Consider the following 19,139-nt stretch of genomic DNA (forward strand, 5'->3'; position numbering starts at 1 on the left):
GGCACATCCCCCCACCCATGGAAGGAACACCATGGCATCGAAATCCCTGCGCGGGATCGTCCGGGCGCTGACCGTCCCCGTCCTCGCGTTCGGCGCGACGGTCGGAGCGGCCTCCGCGCCCGCGCACGCCGCCGTCTGGAACTCCTGCGACCAGTGGGGCAACACCACCCTGGACGGCTACATCCTCTACAACAACATCTGGGGCTCCGGCGCCGGCTCCCAGTGCGTCTGGGCCAACTCCGGCACCAACTGGGGCGTCTGGGCCGACCACCCGAACACCGGCGGCATCAAGTCCTACCCGAACAGCAAGAAGGTGATCAACAAGCCGATCTCCTCGCTGACTTCGCTCACCAGCAGCTACCGGGTCACCGTCCCGTCCGCGGGCGCGTACAACACCTCGTACGACATCTATGACACGGACTACGACTACGAGATCATGCTGTGGGTCAACCACCACGGCGCCGTCGGTCCGCTCGGCACCGCGCAGGGCACCGTGAGCCTCGGCGGCCACACCTGGAACGTCTACAAGGGGAACAACGGCGCCAACGAGGTCTTCTCGTTCCTGCGCACGTCCGACTCGACGTCCGGCACCGTCGACATCCTGCCCGTCCTGAAGTGGATCAAGGACACCAAGGGCTGGATGGGCAACGAGACCATCGGCGACGTGCAGTTCGGCTACGAGATCACCTCGTCCGCCGGCGGCCTCGACTTCCGCACCGACCGCCTGACCGTCTCGGGCGGCTGACCGCACGGCACACCCCCTGCGCCGTCCGTACCGGTGCGGACGGCACAGGGCCGGTCAGCGCACCGGCGCGGGTCCCGAACTCGCCCGGACCGTCAGCTCGGGCGGCAGCAGCACGACCTCGTCGCCGCCCCGCCCGTCGAGCTTGGCGACCAGCTGCTCCACGGCGTGCCGGCCCATCTCCTGGGCGGGCAGGGACACCGACGTCAGCCGCACCGACGCCTGGACGGCGACCTGTTCCGGGCAGACCGCGACCACCGAGACGTCCTCCGGCACGGCCCGGCCCTGCTGCCGCAGCAGGGCGAGGAGCGGCTCGACCGCCGCCTCGTTCTGCACCACGAAGCCCGTGGTGTCCGGGCGTTCGTCGAGGATCCGGGCGACCGTGACGGCCGTCGCGTCGTACCCGCCCTCGCAGGGGCGGTGCAGCAGCCGCAGCCCGGTCTCCCGGGCGGCCGAGCGCAGCCCGTCCAGGGTGCGCTCGGCGAAACCGGTGTGCCGCTCGTAGACCGCCGGGGCCTCGCCGATGACGGCGACGTCCCGGTGGCCCAGCCCGGCCAGGTGCTCCACACAGAGCGCGCCGGTCGCCCGGAAGTCGAGGTCCACGCAGGTCAGCCCGGTGGTGTCGGCGGGCAGGCCGATCAGCACGGCCGGCTGGGCGGACTCCCGCAGCAGTGGCAGGCGTTCGTCGTCCAGCTCGACGTCCATGAGGATCATGCCGTCGGCGAGTCCGCTTCCGGCGACCCGGCGGACCGCGTCCGGGCCCTCCTCGCCGGTGAGCAGCAGCACGTCGTAGCCGTGGGTTCGGGCGGTGGTGGCGACCGCTATGGCGATCTCCATCATCACCGGCACGTACATGTCGGTCCGCAGCGGCACCATCAGGGCGATGACGTTGGACCTGCTGCTGGCAAGGGCGCGGGCGCCCGCGTTGGGGTGGTAGCCGAGCTCGCGGATGGAGCGCTCGACGCGCTGCCGGGTGGTCGCGGAGATGGACCGCTTGCCGCTGAGGACGTAGCTCACCGTGCTCGCCGAGACTCCGGCGTGCTGGGCGACCTCGGCGAGGGTGACCATCCGGCATCTCCCAGGGATGTGAAGCGCTTCGACGGGGCGCTGGACCGATAAAAAGGCTTGTGGAAGCCGGTTCGACCCTAGCTTCCGCGGGGTCGTGATGTCCAGACAGTCGAAGCGCTTCGACTGAGGAGTTCCCCGCCGTCGCCGCCGTGCGCGGATCGGCCGGACGGCGGCACGAAGGGTGGTGGGGTCGCTACGAATCGGGTACATACGATCGAGTAGCACCGGTCCGTACCGCAATGACTCCATCCTATTCGCGGCGAGGTGAGCCTCATGTCCGCAGTACCCGAGACACCCGCGGCCCCGTCCAGGCCGACCGTCACCGAACGTGAGGCCCGGCAGGTCGCCGAGGCGGCGAGGGAGCAGGACTGGCGCAAGCCCAGCTTCGCCAAGGAACTGTTCCTCGGACGCTTCCGGCCCGACCTCATCCACCCCCACCCCCTCCCCGCCGACGAGGACGTCCGGCGCGGCGAGGAGTTCCTGGCCAAGCTGCGCGACTTCTGCGAGACGCGGGTCGACGGCGCCCTGATCGAACGCGAGGCGCGCATCCCCGACGAGGTGATCAACGGGCTCAAGGAGCTCGGCGCCCTCGGTATGAAGATCGACATCAAGTACGGCGGCCTCGGCCTCACCCAGGTGTACTACAACAAGGCCCTCGCCCTGGTCGGCTCCGCCAGCCCCGCCATCGGCGCCCTGCTCTCCGCGCACCAGTCGATCGGCGTCCCCCAGCCGCTGAAGATCTTCGGCACGCGCGAGCAGAAGGAGACGTTCCTGCCGCGCTGCGCCCGCACCGACATCTCCGCCTTCCTGCTCACCGAGCCCGACGTCGGCTCCGACCCGGCCCGCCTCGCCACCACCGCCGTACCCGAGGGCGACGACTACGTGCTCGACGGCGTGAAGCTGTGGACCACCAACGGCGTGGTCGCCGACCTGCTCGTCGTCATGGCCCGCGTCCCCAGGTCCGAGGGCCACCGGGGCGGCATCACCGCCTTCGTCGTGGAGGCGGACTCCGAGGGCGTCACCGTGGAGAACCGCAACGCCTTCATGGGGCTGCGCGGCCTGGAGAACGGCGTCACCCGCTTCCACCGCGTCCGCGTCCCCGCCTCCCACCGCATCGGCGAGGAGGGACAGGGGCTCAAGATCGCCCTCACCACCCTCAACACCGGACGGCTCTCGCTGCCCGCCATGTGCGTCGGCGCCGGCAAGTGGTGCCTGAAGATCGCCCGCGAGTGGTCCGCCGAGCGCGAGCAGTGGGGCAAGCCGGTCGCCCTGCACGAGGCCGTCGGCTCCAAGATCGCGTTCATCGCGGCGACCACCTTCGCCCTGGAGGCCGTGGTCGACCTGTCCTCGCAGATGGCCGACGAGGACCGCAACGACATCCGCATCGAGGCCGCCCTCGCCAAGCTCTACGGCTCCGAGATGGCCTGGCTGATGGCCGACGAACTGGTTCAGATCCGCGGCGGCCGCGGCTTCGAGACCGCCGACTCGCTGCGCGCCCGCGGCGAACGCGCGGTCCCCGCCGAGCAGATGCTGCGCGACCTGCGCATCAACCGCATCTTCGAGGGCTCCACCGAGATCATGCATCTGCTGATCGCGCGCGAGGCCGTCGACGCCCACCTGTCCGTCGCCGGCGACCTCATCGACCCCGACAAGTCCCTCGGCGACAAGGCGCGGGCGGGCGCGAGCGCGGGCGCCTTCTACGCCAGGTGGCTGCCCAGGCTGGTCGCCGGACCCGGACAGCTCCCGGGCTCCTACGGCGAGTTCAAGCACGGCATCGACCTGTCGCCGCACCTGCGCTACGTCGAGCGCACCTCACGCAAGCTGGCCCGCTCCACCTTCTACGCCATGTCCCGCTGGCAGGGGCGGATGGAGACCAAGCAGGGCTTCCTCGGCCGGATCGTCGACATCGGCGCGGAACTGTTCGCGATGAGCGCCGCCTGCGTCCGCGCGGAACTCCTGCGGAGCCGGGGCGACCACGGCCGCGAGGCCTACCAGCTCGCCGACGCCTTCTGCCACCAGGCCCGGCTGCGCGTCGAGGAACTCTTCGGCCGGCTCTGGAGCAACACCGACGACCTCGACCGCAAGGTCGTGAAGAACGTCCTCGGCGGCTCCTACACCTGGCTGGAGGACGGAGTGATCGACCCCTCCGACGACGGACCCTGGATCGCCGACGCCACCCCCGGCCCCTCCACCCGGGAGAACGCGCGCCGCCCGATCCGCTGAGCGGGCCCGGGGAGGGGACCGCCACGGCGCGCGTCCCCTCCCTCCGCTCCCCGTGCACGGCGGACACGACCCCGGGGTACCGGGGCGGGGGCCCGACGGCGGCCGCGACCGGACACAATGGGGCCATGACCGACGCTCCAGCCCCCCTCGCCGACCCGCACCTGGTGTACGACCCCGTCGCGGGAGACGGCCCGAAGGACGTGGTGATCCTCGGCTCCACCGGGTCGATCGGCACCCAGGCCATCGACCTCGTGCTGCGCAACCCCGACCGCTTCCGGGTCACCGCCCTGTCCGCCAACGGCGGCCGGGTCGCCCTCCTCGCCGAGCAGGCGCACCGCCTGCGGGTGCGCACGGTCGCCGTCGCCCGCGAGGACGTCGTGCCGGAGCTGCGCGAGGCGCTGTCCGCGCGGTACGGCGCGGGGGAGCCGCTGCCGGAGATCCTCGCCGGGCCCGACGCGGCCACCCAGGCCGCCGCCTCCGCCTGCCACACCGTCCTGAACGGCATCACCGGTTCCATCGGGCTCGCGCCGACCCTCGCCGCCCTGGAGGCGGGCCGCACCCTCGCGCTCGCCAACAAGGAGTCGCTCATCGTGGGTGGCCCGCTGGTGAAGGCGCTGGCCAAGCCCGGTCAGATCATCCCGGTGGACTCCGAGCACGCCGCGCTGTTCCAGGCGCTGGCCGCCGGCACCCGCGCCGACGTCCGCAAGCTGGTCGTCACCGCCTCCGGCGGGCCCTTCCGCGGCCGCACCCGGCAGGAGCTGGCGGCCGTCACCGTCGAGGACGCCCTCGCCCACCCCACCTGGGCCATGGGCCCGGTCATCACGATCAACTCCGCGACCCTCGTCAACAAGGGCCTGGAGGTCATCGAGGCGCACCTCCTCTACGACATTCCCTTCGACCGCATTGAGGTGGTCGTGCATCCCCAGTCGTATGTCCACTCGATGGTTGAGTTCACGGACGGATCGACACTGGCCCAGGCGACGCCCCCCGACATGCGGGGCCCCATCGCCATCGGCCTCGGCTGGCCCGAACGGGTCCCCGACGCGGCCCCGGTCTTCGACTGGAGCAAGGCGTCCACCTGGGAGTTCTTCCCTCTCGACGACGAGGCCTTCCCCGCGGTGAACCTCGCCCGGCACGTCGGCGGGCTCGCGGGAACTGCCCCCGCGGTGTTCAATGCCGCGAACGAGGAGTGCGTCGAGGCCTTCCGCACCGGTGCGCTGCCGTTCCTCGGCATCATCGACACGGTCACCCGGGTGGTGGAGGAACACGGAACGCCCGCCGCGGGAACCTCCCTGACCGTGCCGGACGTCCTCGAAGCGGAGACCTGGGCCCGCGCGCGGGCCCGCGAACTGACAGCCCGGACGGCGAGCGCGGAGGCGCGTGCATGACGACCCTGATGTTCATCCTCGGCATTGTCGTCTTCGCGGCCGGCCTGCTGTTCTCCATCGCCTGGCACGAACTGGGGCACCTGTCCACGGCCAAGATGTTCGGCATCCGCGTGCCGCAGTACATGGTGGGCTTCGGCCCGACGATCTGGTCGCGGCACAAGGGCGAGACCGAGTACGGCGTCAAGGCGATCCCGTTCGGCGGCTACATCCGGATGATCGGCATGTTCCCGCCGGGCCCCGACGGGAAGCTGGAGGCCCGCTCCACCTCCCCGTGGCGCGGCATGATCGAGGACGCCCGCTCCGCCGCCTTCGAGGAACTGCGGCCCGGCGACGAGAAGCGCCTGTTCTACACGCGCAAGCCGTGGAAACGGGTCGTCGTCATGTTCGCCGGCCCGTTCATGAACCTGATCCTCGCGGTCGTGCTGTTCCTCATCGTGCTGATGGGCTTCGGCATCCAGCAGCAGACCACCACCGTCAGCTCGGTCTCCCAGTGCGTGATCTCGCAGAGCGAGAAGCGCGACGACTGCCGGACGTCCGACCCGCGGTCACCGGCCGCCGCGGCCGGCATGAAGGCCAAGGACAAGATCGTCGCCTTCGACGGGGTCCGCACCGACGACTGGGGCCAACTGTCCGACCTCATCCGCGACAGCGCCGGCAAGAGCGTGCCGATCGTCGTCGAACGCGACGGCAGGGAGGTGACGCTCCAGGCCACCATCGCCACCAACATGGTCGCCAAGAAGGACGGCAACGGCGCCTACGTCGAGGGTGAGTACGTCAAGGCCGGCTTCCTCGGTTTCAGCGCCGCCACCGGCGTCGTCAAGCAGGACCTCGGCGAGTCCGTGAGCTGGATGACCGACAGGGTCGGCGACGCGGTCGACTCCCTCGCCGCCCTGCCGTCGAAGGTCCCCGCCCTGTGGGACGCGGCCTTCGGTGACGGACCGCGCGAACCGGACTCCCCGATGGGCGTCGTCGGCGCCGCCCGTGTCGGCGGGGAGATCGCCACCCTCGACATCCCGGCCTCGCAGCAGCTCGCGATGTTCGTGATGCTCCTCGGGGGCTTCAACCTCTCCCTGTTCCTGTTCAACATGCTCCCGCTGCTGCCGCTCGACGGCGGACACATCGCGGGCGCCCTGTGGGAGTCGCTGCGCCGCAACCTGGCGAGGCTGCTGCGCCGCCCCGACCCGGGCCCCTTCGACGTGGCGAAGCTGATGCCCGTCGCCTACGTCGTGGCGGGGATCTTCGTCTGCTTCACGATCCTCGTCCTGATCGCGGACGTGGTGAACCCGGTGCGCATCTCCTGACCGGCCGGCGCCACGCCACCCGTTGTTCACGACGGCCCGGAACCCTGAGGGTTCCGGGCCGCCGTCCTCGGGGCGGGTTCGAGGGCGCGATGTGCTCGAGCATGGGCCATTGCCGTAATCTCGGAGCCCGGAGCCCGCTGCTCACGGGGAGCCGGACCATGATCCACGACTTGGGGTTGCACAGCAGATGACTGCGATTTCTCTCGGCATGCCGTCCGTCCCGACCACGCTCGCCGTGCGCCGGAAGAGCCGGCAGATCCAGGTCGGATCGGTGGCGGTGGGCGGGAACGCCCCGGTGTCGGTGCAGTCGATGACGACCACGCGGACGTCGGACATCGGGGCGACGCTGCAGCAGATCGCGGAGCTGACCGCGTCGGGCTGCCAGATCGTGCGGGTGGCCTGCCCGACTCAGGACGACGCGGACGCGCTGGCGGTGATCGCGCGGAAGTCGCAGATCCCGGTGATCGCCGACATCCATTTCCAGCCCAAGTACGTGTTCGCCGCGATCGAGGCGGGCTGCGCGGCGGTGCGGGTGAACCCGGGCAACATCAAGAAGTTCGACGACCAGGTCAAGGAGATCGCCAAGGCGGCGAAGGACCACGGCACCCCGATCCGTATCGGGGTGAACGCGGGCTCGCTGGACCGGCGGCTGCTGCAGAAGTACGGCAAGGCCACTCCGGAGGCGCTGGTGGAGTCGGCGCTGTGGGAGGCGTCGCTGTTCGAGGAGCACGACTTCCGCGACATCAAGATCTCGGTGAAGCACAACGACCCGGTCGTCATGGTCGAGGCCTACCGTCAGCTCGCCGAGCAGTGCGACTACCCGCTCCACCTGGGCGTCACCGAGGCGGGTCCGGCGTTCCAGGGCACGATCAAGTCCGCGGTCGCCTTCGGCGCGCTGCTGTCGCAGGGGATCGGGGACACCATCCGCGTGTCCCTCTCGGCGCCGCCGGTGGAGGAGATCAAGGTCGGCATCCAGATCCTGGAGTCGCTGAACCTGCGTCAGCGGGGTCTGGAGATCGTGTCGTGTCCGTCGTGCGGGCGTGCGCAGGTGGATGTGTACAAGCTGGCGGAGGAGGTCACCGCGGGGCTGACGGGTATGGAGGTGCCGCTGCGGGTCGCGGTGATGGGCTGTGTGGTGAACGGTCCGGGCGAGGCGCGTGAGGCCGATCTGGGTGTGGCCTCCGGCAACGGCAAGGGGCAGATCTTCGTGAAGGGCGAGGTCATCAAGACGGTGCCGGAGTCGAAGATCGTGGAGACCCTGATCGAGGAGGCGATGAAGATCGCCGAGCAGATGGAGAAGGACGGTGTGGCCTCCGGCGAGCCGCAGATCGCGGTGGCCGGCTGACCGGGCCCTCCCGGCACCCGCGGGGTCCGGGGGCGGCGGCCCCCGGCCTCCGCGGGTACAGTGCGGAAATCAGGCAGAACCCCTTTGTGTGAGGCCCCGCACGTGTTGACGCAGACCACCTCCCGGGTCCTCGAACCGAGCGACCTGGACGCCGCCCTCGCCGTACTCGACCGCGACCCGGTCGCCAACGCCTTCGTGACGGCGCGCGTGCAGATCGCCGGTCTCGACCCGTGGCGGCTCGGCGGCGAGATGTGGGGCTGGTACGAGGACGGCGTCCTGACGTCGATGTGCTACGCGGGCGCCAACCTCGTCCCCATAAGCGCCACCCCCCGCGCCGTCCGCGCCTTCGCCGACCGCGCCCGCCGCGCCGGCCGCCGCTGCTCCTCCATCGTCGGCCCGGCCGAGGCCACCGCCGCTCTCTGGCAGTTGCTCGAACCCCAGTGGGGCCCCGCCCGCGAGGTCCGCGCCCGCCAGCCGCTGCTGGTCACCGACCGCGTGCCCGACACCGTGGCGCCCGACCCGTACGTCCGCCGCGTCCGCAAGGACGAGCTCGAGACGATCATGCCGGCGTGCGTGGCGATGTTCACCGAGGAGGTCGGCGTCTCCCCGCTGGCCGGCGACGGCGGCCTGCTCTACCAGGCCCGGGTCGCCGAGCTGGTCGGCTCCGGCCGCTCCTTCGCCCGCTTCGACGCCGACGGCAACGTCGTCTTCAAGGCGGAGATCGGCGCGGCCACCGACCGCGCCTGCCAGATCCAGGGCGTCTGGGTCGCCCCCGAACACCGCGGGAAGGGCGTCGCCGCCCCCGGCATGGCCGCCGTCCTGCGCTACGCCCTCGCCGACGTCGCCCCCGTGGTCAGCCTCTACGTCAACGACTTCAACACCCCCGCCCGCCGCACGTACGCCACGGTGGGCTTCCGCGAGGTCGGCGCCTTCATGAGCGTGCTGTTCTGACGGGCGCGTCCCTGTAGTCTCGCCGGCATGCTGCGCTTTCCCGGTCACGGCCGCCCCGAGCCCGACGACATCGTGATCGGCCCCCTCGACCTCCCCGGACACGTCGACGAGGCGCTGGCCGTCCAGGCGGTGGCGTTCGGACTCGGCCCCGACGAGGTGGCCGTACGCCGGCAGATCGTGCTGCGCCACATGACCTTCCCCGACGCCCGGGCCTTCGGCGCCACCGTCCGGGGACGCCTGGTCGGCTTCGTCTACGGCATGCCGAACGACCGCACCCACTGGTGGTCCACCGTCGTCGAGCCCTATCTGCGCGCCCGCGGCCACGACGACTGGCTCGACGACTCCTTCGTCATCACCGAGCTGCACGTCCACCCCCGGCACCAGAAGCACGGCATCGGCCGCGCCCTGATCACCACGATCACCGACGGCGCCGAGCAGCCCCGGTCGATCCTGTCCGCGCTGGACATCGACAGCCCCGCCCGCCATCTGTACCGCTCGCTGGGCTACCGGGACCTCGCCCGGCAGGTCCGCTTCCCGAGCGCGCCCACCCCGTACGCCGTCATGGGCGCCCCGCTGCCGCTGCCGCGCCCTTAACCGATTTCCGCCGTCCCGTCCCGCCCGGCTAACCTCGCCTTCATCACCTAGACGCAGCAGGAGTACGAGAACCATGGCGAACGCACCGGTCCAGCGCATGTCCCAGTTGATGGCGAAGACGCTGCGCGACGACCCGGCCGACGCCGAGGTCCTCAGCCACAAGCTGCTGGTCCGCGCGGGCTACGTCCGCCGCACCGCCGCCGGCATCTGGACGTGGCTGCCCCTCGGCAAGAAGGTGCTCGCCAACGTCGAGCGGATCGTGCGCGAGGAGATGGACGCCATCGGCGCCCAGGAAGTGCTGCTCCCCGCCCTCCTGCCGCGCGAGCCCTACGACGCCACGGGCCGCTGGGACGAGTACGGCGCCGAGCTGTTCCGCCTCCAGGACCGCAAGGGCGGCGACTACCTCCTCGGACCCACCCACGAGGAGATCTTCACGCTGATGGTGAAGGACCAGGCGTCCTCCTACAAGGACCTGCCGGTCATCCTCTACCAGATCCAGACGAAGTTCCGCGACGAGGCCCGCCCCCGCGCCGGCATCCTGCGCGGCCGCGAGTTCCTGATGAAGGACTCCTACTCCTTCGACCTGGACGACGACGGCCTGGGGCAGTCCTACGCCCTGCACCGCAAGGCCTACCAGCGGATCTTCGAGCGCCTCGGCCTGGACTACCGCATCTGCGCGGCGACCGCCGGCGCCATGGGCGGCTCGAAGTCCGAGGAGTTCCTCGCCCCCGCCGAGGCCGGCGAGGACACCTTCGCCGACTGCCCGAACTGCGACTTCGCCGCGAACACCGAGGCCGTCTCGTACGAGCTGAAGCCGGTGGACGCCGCCGGGACGCCGGCCGCCGAGGACATCCCCACGCCCGACACCCCCACCATCGAGACCCTCGCCGCGCAGCTCGGCGTCCCCGCCTCGGCCACGCTGAAGAACCTGCTGGTCAAGGTCGACGGCGAGATCGTCGCCGTGGGCGTGCCCGGTGACCGCGAGGTCGACATGGGCAAGGTCGAGGCGCACTTCGCCCCGGCCGTGGTCGAGATGGTCACCGAGGCCGACTTCGTCGCCCGCCCCGACCTGGTGCGCGGCTACGTCGGCCCGCAGGGCCTGGACAAGGTGACGTACGTCGCCGACCCGCGCGTCGCGCCCGGCACCGCGTGGATCACGGGCGCCAACAAGGCCGACACCCACGCGAAGAACGTCGTCGCCGGCCGTGACTTCGAGGTCGACGCGTACGTGGACGTCGTGGTCGTCGAGGAGGGCGACCCCTGCCCCAAGTGCGGCACCGGTCTGAAGCTCGACCGCGCCATCGAGATCGGTCACATCTTCCAGCTGGGCCGCAAGTACGCCGACGCCCTCAAGCTCGACGTCCTCGGCCAGAACGGCAAGCCGGTCCGCGTCACCATGGGCTCCTACGGCGTCGGCGTCTCCCGCGCGGTGGCGGCCCTCGCCGAGCAGACCGCCGACGACAAGGGCCTGTGCTGGCCCCAGGAGGTCGCCCCGGCCGACGTGCACGTGGTCGCCGCCGGCAAGGCGCTCCAGACCGAGCTGGCGCTCGAGGTCTCCGAGAAGCTGGCCGCCGCGGGCGTCCGCGTCCTGGTCGACGACCGTGCGGGCGTGTCCCCGGGCGTGAAGTTCACCGACTCGGAGCTGATCGGCGTCCCGCGGATCCTGGTGGCGGGCCGCCGTTCCGCCGACCGTGTCCTGGAACTCAAGGACCGCCGCACCGGCGAACGCGAGGAGCTGACGGTCGACGAGGCGATCGCCCGCCTGACGGCGCGCTAGCCCCCACCCGGCAGCCCCGGGATCGTCCCGGCCCTGGACGCATGTGCCGTCCGGAGCCGGGACGTTCGCGTTCGGACAGGCGTCCCGTAGTGGGCGGTGGGCAGGGCGCGTCGGGGCCGGGCTGTGAGGGCGGCGGGCCGGAGGTCCGCCCGTCAGCAGGCCTCCGCCGTCAACGCGCGGCTCAGGATGCTCGCGGGGAGGTCGACGTGTTCGCCGCAGAAGCAGAGGAGGGCCGTGCCGGCGCCCTCGGGGGCGCCCAGGTCGACCGTGAGGAGCGCGCGCAGTTCGCGGACCACGTCGAGCAGATGGGCGCCGCGCGCCACCAGCACGCTGACCTCGTCCGGATCCCAGACGACGATGTCCGGCAGGTCGTCCGCCGTGTGAACGCGAATGCACATGACTGTCTCCCCAGGGGTGCGCGAGGGCACGGTGTTCCGCTTCGGGAGGCCAGCGGCTTCCGATCGTAGCGAGGCCCGTGCGCACCGGTGGGGCTTTCGGGACATTTCGTGGGACGTGGGGAGGTTCCGGCCGCCCGGGGAGAATCAGGTGATCCTGCTGACCTGCAGCATGGCCTCCGCGTCCTTGATCAGGGCACGCTGCCGGGCCTCCGGAAGCTGCCGGTACAGCTTCAGCAGCCGCGCCTCGCGCTCGTCGCGGCTGGGCCCCGGCACGGGACGCCCGACCGCCTCGAAGAACTCCTTGGGCGTCGTCCGTACGCCCCACCGCCGGAACACCTCGACCATCGCCCGCAGCTTCTCGGGCGGAATGCGGGATGTGCCGCGCGTGCGGTTCATCCAGGCGTTCAGGGTCGGGTAGGAGATGCCGGCCTCGCGCGCGAGGTCCTTCTGCGTACCGCTCCGGGGAAGTGCGAGGAGGCGCTCCAGCAGCGCCGCCAGATCCTCATCCGGGGACTGAGGACCGCCCTCGTCGGTCCCGGGCGAGGAAGGCGGTGTCTGTCGGCTCGTCACGCGTCCGAGCATCGGTCATGCCCATCTACAAGCGCAAGTAGATTGCAGATCGACGGCCGGATCAGAGGGTGTGCGCCGGTGCGTTCGGGCGCATTCGCGCTACCCTGCCCCGCCTTTCGTTCCTCCGTCCGCCCCCTCTGCGCCCTTTCACCCGTCGGTCGTTATATGCCCCGCCATCCTTGACCCGATCTTCATCTACATGAAGACTGTAGATGCTTTCGGGAGTCGGAACCCCTTGCGCCGACGGTCGGCCGCGCCGGCCGGACCCGTCCCGGCGTGCGCGCATCCCTGTCCGCCGGTTCGCGTCGGACGCCCACCCGAAATCTACATCTACATGAAGATCGCAGACGTTGTGCGGTCGTGTCGGGCGGTCCGCCCGTCCTTGCCCACCCCTTACCGAGGAGCAACGAACGTGTCCTTAGCGACCACTGCATCCACCGCCGAGAGAACCGTCCCGAACGCCCCGGAACCGGCGTGGCTGACCCGGGCCCGCACCGGGGACCCGGAAGCGTTCGCCTGTCTCTACCGCGAGTACCGCGGCACGGTGTACGGCTATCTGCTGGCCCGCACCCGTGACCGGCACCTGGCCGAGGACCTGACCCAGGAGGTCTTCGCCCGCGCGCTGCGGAACATCTCCGGCTTCGCCTGGCGCGGCACCGACCCCGCCGCCTGGCTGACCACCATCGCCCGCAACATCCACCTCGACGAACTGGGCCGCAGCCGCCACCGGCGCGAGACGCTGGTCGCCGAGTTCGGCGACCCGGGACAGCCGGGCCCGGGGACGGAGACCTTGGTCCTGCGCGACCTGGACGCCGTCGACGCCCGTGAGACGGTGCACCGCGCCCTGAGCGCCCTCGCACCCTCCCAACGGGCCTGCGTGGAACTGCGGTTCCTCGGCGGGCTGTCGATCGAGCAGACCGCGCGGACCATGGGCCGCACCGCCGGCGCGGTCAAGGCGCTGACGCACCGCGCCATGTGCCGGCTGCGCTGGGCGGCGGGGGCGGTGCCCGCGTGAACGAGTACCCGCCGGACGCCGTGCCCGTCCTCCGCGTGACCGTGGCCGTGCCCGGCCTCCGCGACCTGTACCTCGCCTCCTCCCCGCCGCCCGAGGTGCTCGCCTTCCCGGCCGGCGCCCTGCCGCACCCGAGCCTCCTCCCTCCGCACGGCGCCGTGCCGCCCGGCGTGGACGGCGGCCTCCCGCCAGGGACGCCCGCGCCGACCCAGCTGGAACGCCAGGCGCTCGCCTGGGACGCGGCCCGCGACCGCGCCCGGTCCGTGGCCCTGACCGTCGAGCGGGAGGTCGGCACCCACCCGGACGTCCGGACCGTGTGGGCCGACGGCGACACCGTGCACGTCCTGCTCCGCCTCGAACCGCCGTACGCCCGCTGGCCCGGCTGGTGCGCCTACTTCGGCATCACCGCCGCCGCCGAGTGCACCGCTCCGCACATCCTGGCCGGAGAGGGCAGCCGGGACGGGGTCCGCGTGACCGCCGCCGTCCAGCCGCTGCCGTCCGGCCCGGACGGCGAGCCCGACGAGACGCACGCCGGGGGAGCGGACACCGGGGCGGAGGGAACCCCGGAGGCCGCGCACCCCCACCCGACGGCGGACCCGGCCGGGCCCATGCGCCCCTTCCTGCTCGGCGGCACGGCGTACGACCTGGCCCTGCCGTATCGCGACGCGCACGGCGAGACCTGGTACTTCCAGGGGGAGCGCGCCTACGACGGGATGCCGCTGATGTCGCTCGACGGCCGCCCGGAGCGGTGCTCCCTGGCCCACGTGGCCGAGTACGCGGGCCCGCTGACGCCCGTGACGGAGTCCCCGTCGGAACCGGCCCCGCACGAAGGGGACCGATGACCGCGATGGAACCGCCGACCGACACGGGTGCGCCGGCGCACGCACGGGAGGGGCTGTTGCGCCGGCTGGTGCGCCCCCGCCGCTCCGGCCCGGCCGGCGGCCGCACCGCCGCACCCGTGGACCGGTTGCGCCTGGAGCACGAACTGGCGGTGAGCCGCCTGAGGCTGGCGCGCTGGCAGCAGCACGCCGACGCCTACGAACGCCGGCTGGGCGACGCCGAGCGGGAGCGGGCCCACCTCCTGTCCTGGCTCGCGGCGCTGCACCCCGCCAGCGCGGTCGTCACCCCGCCGGCCGGACCGGAGCACGAGGGAACGCACCGCCTGTGCCTGTTCGCCGGCGGCTGGCACCTGTCCTGGCCCATACCGCCCGCCGACCTCGCCCTCTTCGCGCACGTGCCGTTCAGCGCGGGGTCCGCCGACGCGCATCCCGTGCCGGACGCCGTCGACCAGGGGGCGCTGATCCGCCGCCATGTCCGGCTGCTGGCGATGGAGGGAGCGGTACAGGCGGGCCTCGCCGGCCGCGTCCCCTGACCCCGGCACGGCCGCGAGACTCCGGCCGGCAAGCTCGGGAGGCACGCCGACCGGACCCCGAGCGCCCCCCTGCCCGGGCAGGGGGGCGCACCCCGCCGCTTCATCGCCGTCAAGTGTCGGCCGCGGGCCGTGGCGGGCTGAGCGCGCAGTTCCCCGCGCCCCTGGGGGCGCCCTACAGCCAGCTCGCGAACTCCAGCAGCAGCTCCGCGTCCCGTTCGCGGCCCACCCGGCGGGCGCGGACGCCCGACTCGACCGCGCGGAACAGGGTCCAGCCGCGCAGGCGGTCGCGGTCGACCTCCAGCGACTCCGCGAGGCGCCGCACGCGTCGGCGGGTCGTCGTCGCGCCCGAGGGCTGGGCGATCAGGTCCTCCACGCGGTCACGGACCAGCCGCGCCAGGTCGAAGGCGTGCTCGCCGACCACCGGGTCGGGTCCCACCGCGAGCCACGGCATCCGGTCCCCGGACAGCACCTTGCTCTGCCGGAACGTGCCGTGCAGCAGCCGGTGTTCCGGCGGCGAGTCCAGCAGCTCCTCGCGGGCCGACAGCGCCGCGTCCACCAGCGGGGCCACCTCGGGAGCCGCGTCCGCCCCGGCCCGCATCGCCTTCGCCTGCCGCCCGGTGCGCTCGGCCACCGTCTCGAACACATGGCCCTCCGGCGGGTCCACCCACAGCCTGCGCAGGGTGCCCGCCGCCTCCAGCAGCGCCTTCGCCTCCGGGAGCGTCCGCACCGAGACGTCAGGGTGCAGCCGCTCCAGGAGCAGCACTCCCTCGGAGCCCTCGGCGCCCCCGGCGCCCTCGGACACCGGCTCCAGCAACTGCACCGCCCCCCGGCCGCCCCAGTGGGCCAGCGCCACGCGCTCGCTCTCCGGACGCGCACGGGGCGGCGCCAGCTTCAGCACGGCGGGCGTGCCGTCGGCCCTGCGGACGAGCACCACCAGGCTGCTGCGCCCGCCCGGCAGCTGCACCCGCTCCACCGTCAACTCGCGCCGCTCCACGGCCTCACGCGCCAGCCCGGGCAGCTTCTCCAGCCAGTCGTCACCCTCGGGCGCCGTCTCACCGAGGGCCCTCACCAGACGCCGCGGCGGTTCGAATGCCATGCGCGAGTCGTTCCTTCCTGCCGTCACACGGTGCCGGAGCCCCCCGTCATGTCACGGCGCCGGCGCCGGGCCGCCCGGAGCCGTTCCGCTCCGCTCGGCGAGCCCAGGGAAGGCTACGCTCTCCCCGCTCCAGCGCACGGACCGCACCGCCGCCTCACGCATGGCCTCGGCCGCCGACCTGCGCCGTTCGTCGCCGCTCGACCGCACCAGGTCGGCGTAGACGCCCGCCACCCGCATCTCCAGCTCCGCCGCCAGCCGCACCGCCGCCGCCGCGTCCGGCACCGGGAACGGCAGCGCGTACCCGGCCGCCGCGGCCACCGGCGTGCCGCCGGCGCCCTTCACGTCCCGTACCAGCGCGTCCCTGCGCGCCCGGTGCGCGTCGTACGCCGTGCGCGCCTCCGTGCGCCGCTGCTCGCCGATCCGTCCGCCGACCACGCCGTAGCCGTACACCGCCGCGTGCTCCGCGGCCAGCGCGGCCTGCAGCGCCCGCAGCTCCTTGTCCTGCGCGTCACTCACCGTCGGGCCTCCGTCAGCAGGTACACGTGCGCGGCGCCGGACGCGGACACCGACGCCAGCAGCCGGGCCAGCTCGGCCGGCGCCGTCAGCAGCTCCTCGGCCCGCCGGTCGGCGATCTCCCGTTCCGCCGCGGCCAGTTGGGCGAGCGCGTCCTTCTCGTTCGCGGGCACCCCGGCCGACGCGGGGGCCGAAGGGGCCGACGACGGCGCGGCCGCCGCGGTCGCCCCGGCCGAAGGAGCGGCCGAGACCGACGGCGGGGCCGAGCCGGCCGCGCCCGCCTCGAACGCCTCCGCGTGCCGCACCACGTCCGCCCGCAGCGGACGCAGACGCTCCGCCAGCTTCGGATGCGCGGCGGCGACCGCGTCGTACCGCGCGGCCAGCGCCCGGCTGTCCCGGGCCGCGCGCGCCCGGGTCCGCTCGGCGGCCGAGGGCCGCGCGGCCGCGGCGCCGCCCGGGTCGCCGGACCCGGCGGAACAGCCCGCCACCAGCAGGGCCGCCGGGACGGCGGCGAGCAGACTCCTTCTGCGCGGCCCCGAACGGGCGCGCGGAGACAGGGGGAACGACACGGCAGACGTCCTCGGGGGGCTCGTGACGAACGGGGCTGGAACAGGAGATCGGGCGGGGCCCGTGATCACGGTACCCGCAGGTCCGCCCGGCGCACCTGAGCGGCACCCTCGCCGACCGGGTGGACGGCAAGGGTGGACGGCAACACCCCTGGCGACCGGATACCCTTTGTGCAGACACGCGCACCGTCCCACAACAGCACACGCGGCCGAGGAGTCACCCGGATGAGCACCACCCAGAGCGAGAGGCTTCGAGAACTTCTGGAGCCGCTCGTCAGCTCCCAGGGCCTGGATCTCGAGGAGATCGCCGTGGACACGGTCGGCCGCAAGCGTGTGCTGCGCGTCGTCGTCGACTCCGACACCGGGGCCGACCTCGACCGGATCGCCGATGTGAGCCGCGCGCTCTCGGCGAAGCTCGACGAGACCGACGCGATGGGCAGCGCGGAGTACACCCTCGAGGTCGGCACCCCCGGCGCGGAGCGCCTGCTGACCGAGCACCGTCACTACGTGCGCGCCACCGGCCGCCTGGTGCGGTTCCAGCTCGCCGAGGGCGGCGAGCTGGTCGCCCGCATCCTCGCGGCCGACGACGAGGGCCTCGACCTCGAGGTGCCCGGGGTGAAGGGCCGCAAGGCCACCGCGCGCAGGCTCGCCTTCGACGACATCACCAGGGCGCGCGTCCAGGTCGAGTTCAACCGCAAGGACGACGCGTCCGACAAGAACAACGACAAGAAGGAAGAGGAGGCGTAGCCGTGGACATCGACATGAGCGCCCTGCGGGGCTTGGTACGGGAGAAGGAGATCTCCTTCGACCTGCTGGTCGAGGCGATCGAGTCGGCCCTCCTCATCGCCTACCACCGCACCGAGGGAAGCCGCCGGCACGCGCGCGTGGAGCTCAACCGGGAGACCGGGCATGTGACCGTGTGGGCGAAGGAGGACCCCGACGACCTCGAGGAGGGCCAGGAGCCCCGCGAGTTCGACGACACCCCGTCCGGTTTCGGTCGTATCGCCGCCACCACGGCCAAGCAGGTCATCCTGCAGCGCCTGCGCGACGCCGAGGACGACGCGACGCTCGGCGAGTACGCCGGCCGTGAGGGCGACATCGTCACCGGCGTGGTCCAGCAGGGCCGCGACCCGAAGAACGTGCTGGTGGACATCGGCAAGCTGGAGGCCATCCTGCCGGTGCAGGAGCAGGTCCCCGGCGAGACCTACCCGCACGGCCTGCGCCTGCGGTCGTACGTCGTCCGGGTGGCCAAGGGCGTGCGCGGCCCGTCCGTCACTCTTTCGCGTACCCACCCCAACCTGGTGAAGAAGCTGTTCGCCCTCGAGGTGCCGGAGATCGCCGACGGCTCCGTGGAGATCGCCGCGATCGCCCGTGAGGCGGGTCACCGCACCAAGATCGCCGTACGCTCCACCCGCTCCGGGCTGAACGCCAAGGGCGCCTGCATCGGCCCCATGGGCGGCCGTGTGCGCAACGTCATGGCGGAGCTGAACGGCGAGAAGATCGACATCGTCGACTGGTCCGACGACCCGGCCGACATGGTGGCGAACGCCCTGTCCCCGGCCCGCGTCTCCAAGGTGGAGATCGTCGACCTGGCGGCCCGGTCCGCCCGGGTCACGGTGCCGGACTACCAGCTGTCGCTGGCCATCGGCAAGGAGGGGCAGAACGCCCGTCTGGCCGCCCGGCTGACCGGCTGGAGGATCGACATCCGTCCGGACACGGAGCAGACCGGGGAATAGATCCAGGCCGCGATCCGCTGAGAACACGACAGCTTTGCTCGTGGTGGTGTTCGATTCTTGCCCCGGAGGGGTGAGGTCGGTCCGGGGAGGTAGACTAAGGAGTGTCTGGCCGGACACAGGCTGGCGCGCGCCCCGAACGCACATGCGTGGGGTGCCGCGAGCGAGCGGTCAAGGGCGAGCTGCTGCGGATCGTGGTGATCGAGGACGCATGCGTCCCGGATCCACGCGGTACGCTGCCCGGCCGGGGTGCGTATGTGCATCCCGTACCGGCTTGTCTCGACCAGGCGGTGCGCCGCAGGGCGTTCCCGCGGGCGTTCCGCGTCCCGGGACCGCTCGACGTAAAGGCGTTGCGCCACCACGTCGAGCAGGCACAAGGTTGCCGATCAGCGGCTGACACGTCCGCTGGACAGGCGACACGGTAAGAACATGCCGTACGGAAACCCCCGTACGGCCTGGTACCTCGCGAGTCGAAAGCAGGTCGAGATTG

General features: G+C 72.3%; 20 protein-coding genes. 14 read left to right on the forward strand and 6 right to left on the reverse strand.

From position 1 onward, the window contains the following. Positions 1-31: 31 nt before the first annotated feature. A complete protein-coding gene (locus tag ACP7TJ_RS24175; RefSeq protein WP_427765278.1) occupies positions 32-745 on the forward strand; it encodes a GH12 family glycosyl hydrolase domain-containing protein in 714 nt (237 codons plus the stop codon). 54 nt (positions 746-799) lie between these two features. Here the strand turns inward: ACP7TJ_RS24175 and ACP7TJ_RS24180 are convergent, their stop codons facing one another. After that, the gene (locus tag ACP7TJ_RS24180; RefSeq protein ID WP_093764009.1) at positions 800-1,810 is read right to left on the reverse strand and encodes a LacI family DNA-binding transcriptional regulator; all 1,011 of its coding nucleotides are present in this window, start codon (positions 1,808-1,810) and stop codon (positions 800-802) included. Between the two features lie 273 nt (positions 1,811-2,083). Between ACP7TJ_RS24180 and ACP7TJ_RS24185 the strand changes: the two genes are divergently transcribed. The 7 genes from ACP7TJ_RS24185 (at position 2,084) to ACP7TJ_RS24215 (ending at position 11,389) form a co-directional block, all read left to right on the forward strand. After that, entirely contained in the window at positions 2,084-4,033 is a 1,950-nt protein-coding gene (locus ACP7TJ_RS24185) for an acyl-CoA dehydrogenase family protein (RefSeq protein WP_167744846.1), read from the forward strand. A 125-nt stretch (positions 4,034-4,158) separates the two neighbouring features. After that, complete coding sequence (gene dxr, locus ACP7TJ_RS24190; protein WP_427765283.1) at positions 4,159-5,421, forward strand: 1-deoxy-D-xylulose-5-phosphate reductoisomerase; 1,263 nt, start codon at positions 4,159-4,161, stop codon at positions 5,419-5,421. 8 nt (positions 5,422-5,429) lie between these two features. Further along, on the forward strand, positions 5,430-6,722 hold the full coding sequence (locus ACP7TJ_RS24195; protein ID WP_208841076.1) for a M50 family metallopeptidase: 1,293 nt from the start codon (positions 5,430-5,432) through the stop codon (positions 6,720-6,722). A 187-nt stretch (positions 6,723-6,909) separates the two neighbouring features. Further along, positions 6,910-8,067, forward strand: coding sequence for a flavodoxin-dependent (E)-4-hydroxy-3-methylbut-2-enyl-diphosphate synthase (ispG, locus tag ACP7TJ_RS24200; protein WP_390923788.1), 1,158 nt, complete (start codon positions 6,910-6,912; stop codon positions 8,065-8,067). Positions 8,068-8,169: 102 nt separating this feature from the next. Then, the gene (locus tag ACP7TJ_RS24205) at positions 8,170-9,018 is read left to right on the forward strand and encodes a GNAT family N-acetyltransferase (RefSeq protein WP_093765267.1); all 849 of its coding nucleotides are present in this window, start codon (positions 8,170-8,172) and stop codon (positions 9,016-9,018) included. Between the two features lie 27 nt (positions 9,019-9,045). Next, positions 9,046-9,612 (forward strand): GNAT family N-acetyltransferase, encoded by a 567-nt coding sequence (locus ACP7TJ_RS24210; RefSeq protein WP_093765268.1) that lies wholly within the window; start codon positions 9,046-9,048, stop codon positions 9,610-9,612. Between the two features lie 73 nt (positions 9,613-9,685). Continuing rightward, positions 9,686-11,389 (forward strand): proline--tRNA ligase, encoded by a 1,704-nt coding sequence (locus ACP7TJ_RS24215; RefSeq protein ID WP_427765288.1) that lies wholly within the window; start codon positions 9,686-9,688, stop codon positions 11,387-11,389. A 152-nt stretch (positions 11,390-11,541) separates the two neighbouring features. Here the strand turns inward: ACP7TJ_RS24215 and ACP7TJ_RS24220 are convergent, their stop codons facing one another. Continuing rightward, entirely contained in the window at positions 11,542-11,787 is a 246-nt protein-coding gene (locus tag ACP7TJ_RS24220; RefSeq protein ID WP_019526997.1) for a hypothetical protein, read from the reverse strand. Between the two features lie 144 nt (positions 11,788-11,931). Then, positions 11,932-12,357 (reverse strand): helix-turn-helix domain-containing protein, encoded by a 426-nt coding sequence (locus tag ACP7TJ_RS24225; protein ID WP_246532261.1) that lies wholly within the window; start codon positions 12,355-12,357, stop codon positions 11,932-11,934. A 412-nt stretch (positions 12,358-12,769) separates the two neighbouring features. Here ACP7TJ_RS24225 and ACP7TJ_RS24230 point away from each other — a divergent pair, with 412 nt between their 5' ends. The 3 genes from ACP7TJ_RS24230 to ACP7TJ_RS24240 are packed head-to-tail and all read left to right on the forward strand — an operon-like array spanning position 12,770 to position 14,741. Beyond that, positions 12,770-13,372 carry an RNA polymerase sigma factor gene (locus ACP7TJ_RS24230; protein WP_266401163.1) on the forward strand — a complete coding sequence of 201 codons (603 nt, stop codon included), beginning with the start codon at positions 12,770-12,772 and terminating at the stop codon, positions 13,370-13,372. Beyond that, positions 13,369-14,211, forward strand: a complete 843-nt coding sequence (locus ACP7TJ_RS24235) for a BN159_2729 family protein (protein WP_425824480.1) — start codon at positions 13,369-13,371, stop codon at positions 14,209-14,211. The genes ACP7TJ_RS24230 and ACP7TJ_RS24235 overlap by 4 nt, the downstream gene beginning before the upstream one ends. Further along, on the forward strand, positions 14,208-14,741 hold the full coding sequence (locus tag ACP7TJ_RS24240; RefSeq protein ID WP_427765294.1) for a hypothetical protein: 534 nt from the start codon (positions 14,208-14,210) through the stop codon (positions 14,739-14,741). The genes ACP7TJ_RS24235 and ACP7TJ_RS24240 overlap by 4 nt, the downstream gene beginning before the upstream one ends. Positions 14,742-14,913: 172 nt before the next feature. Here ACP7TJ_RS24240 and ACP7TJ_RS24245 read toward each other — a convergent pair whose 3' ends face one another. The 3 genes from ACP7TJ_RS24245 to ACP7TJ_RS24255 are packed head-to-tail and all read right to left on the reverse strand — an operon-like array spanning position 14,914 to position 16,919. After that, positions 14,914-15,837, reverse strand: a complete 924-nt coding sequence (locus tag ACP7TJ_RS24245) for an aminoglycoside phosphotransferase family protein (protein WP_367549036.1) — start codon at positions 15,835-15,837, stop codon at positions 14,914-14,916. A 51-nt stretch (positions 15,838-15,888) separates the two neighbouring features. Continuing rightward, positions 15,889-16,353, reverse strand: a complete 465-nt coding sequence (locus ACP7TJ_RS24250) for a ferritin-like domain-containing protein (RefSeq protein ID WP_370165109.1) — start codon at positions 16,351-16,353, stop codon at positions 15,889-15,891. After that, complete coding sequence (locus tag ACP7TJ_RS24255; RefSeq protein WP_189912860.1) at positions 16,350-16,919, reverse strand: hypothetical protein; 570 nt, start codon at positions 16,917-16,919, stop codon at positions 16,350-16,352. The genes ACP7TJ_RS24250 and ACP7TJ_RS24255 overlap by 4 nt, the downstream gene beginning before the upstream one ends. A 222-nt stretch (positions 16,920-17,141) precedes the next feature. On the opposite strand from ACP7TJ_RS24255, the gene rimP reads away from it, so the two are divergent. The 3 genes from rimP (at position 17,142) to ACP7TJ_RS24270 (ending at position 19,074) form a co-directional block, all read left to right on the forward strand. After that, the gene (gene rimP / locus ACP7TJ_RS24260; RefSeq protein WP_093765277.1) at positions 17,142-17,663 is read left to right on the forward strand and encodes a ribosome maturation factor RimP; all 522 of its coding nucleotides are present in this window, start codon (positions 17,142-17,144) and stop codon (positions 17,661-17,663) included. A gap of 2 nt (positions 17,664-17,665) precedes the next feature. Next, positions 17,666-18,652, forward strand: a complete 987-nt coding sequence (gene nusA, locus ACP7TJ_RS24265; RefSeq protein WP_093765278.1) for a transcription termination factor NusA — start codon at positions 17,666-17,668, stop codon at positions 18,650-18,652. A 101-nt stretch (positions 18,653-18,753) separates the two neighbouring features. Next, positions 18,754-19,074, forward strand: a complete 321-nt coding sequence (locus ACP7TJ_RS24270; protein WP_093765279.1) for a YlxR family protein — start codon at positions 18,754-18,756, stop codon at positions 19,072-19,074. The last annotated feature ends 65 nt before the right edge of the window (positions 19,075-19,139 follow it).

The sequence above is a fragment of the Streptomyces sp. DSM 41931 genome (assembly GCF_050271085.1).
GTDB classification, from domain to species: domain Bacteria; phylum Actinomycetota; class Actinomycetes; order Streptomycetales; family Streptomycetaceae; genus Streptomyces; species Streptomyces albogriseolus.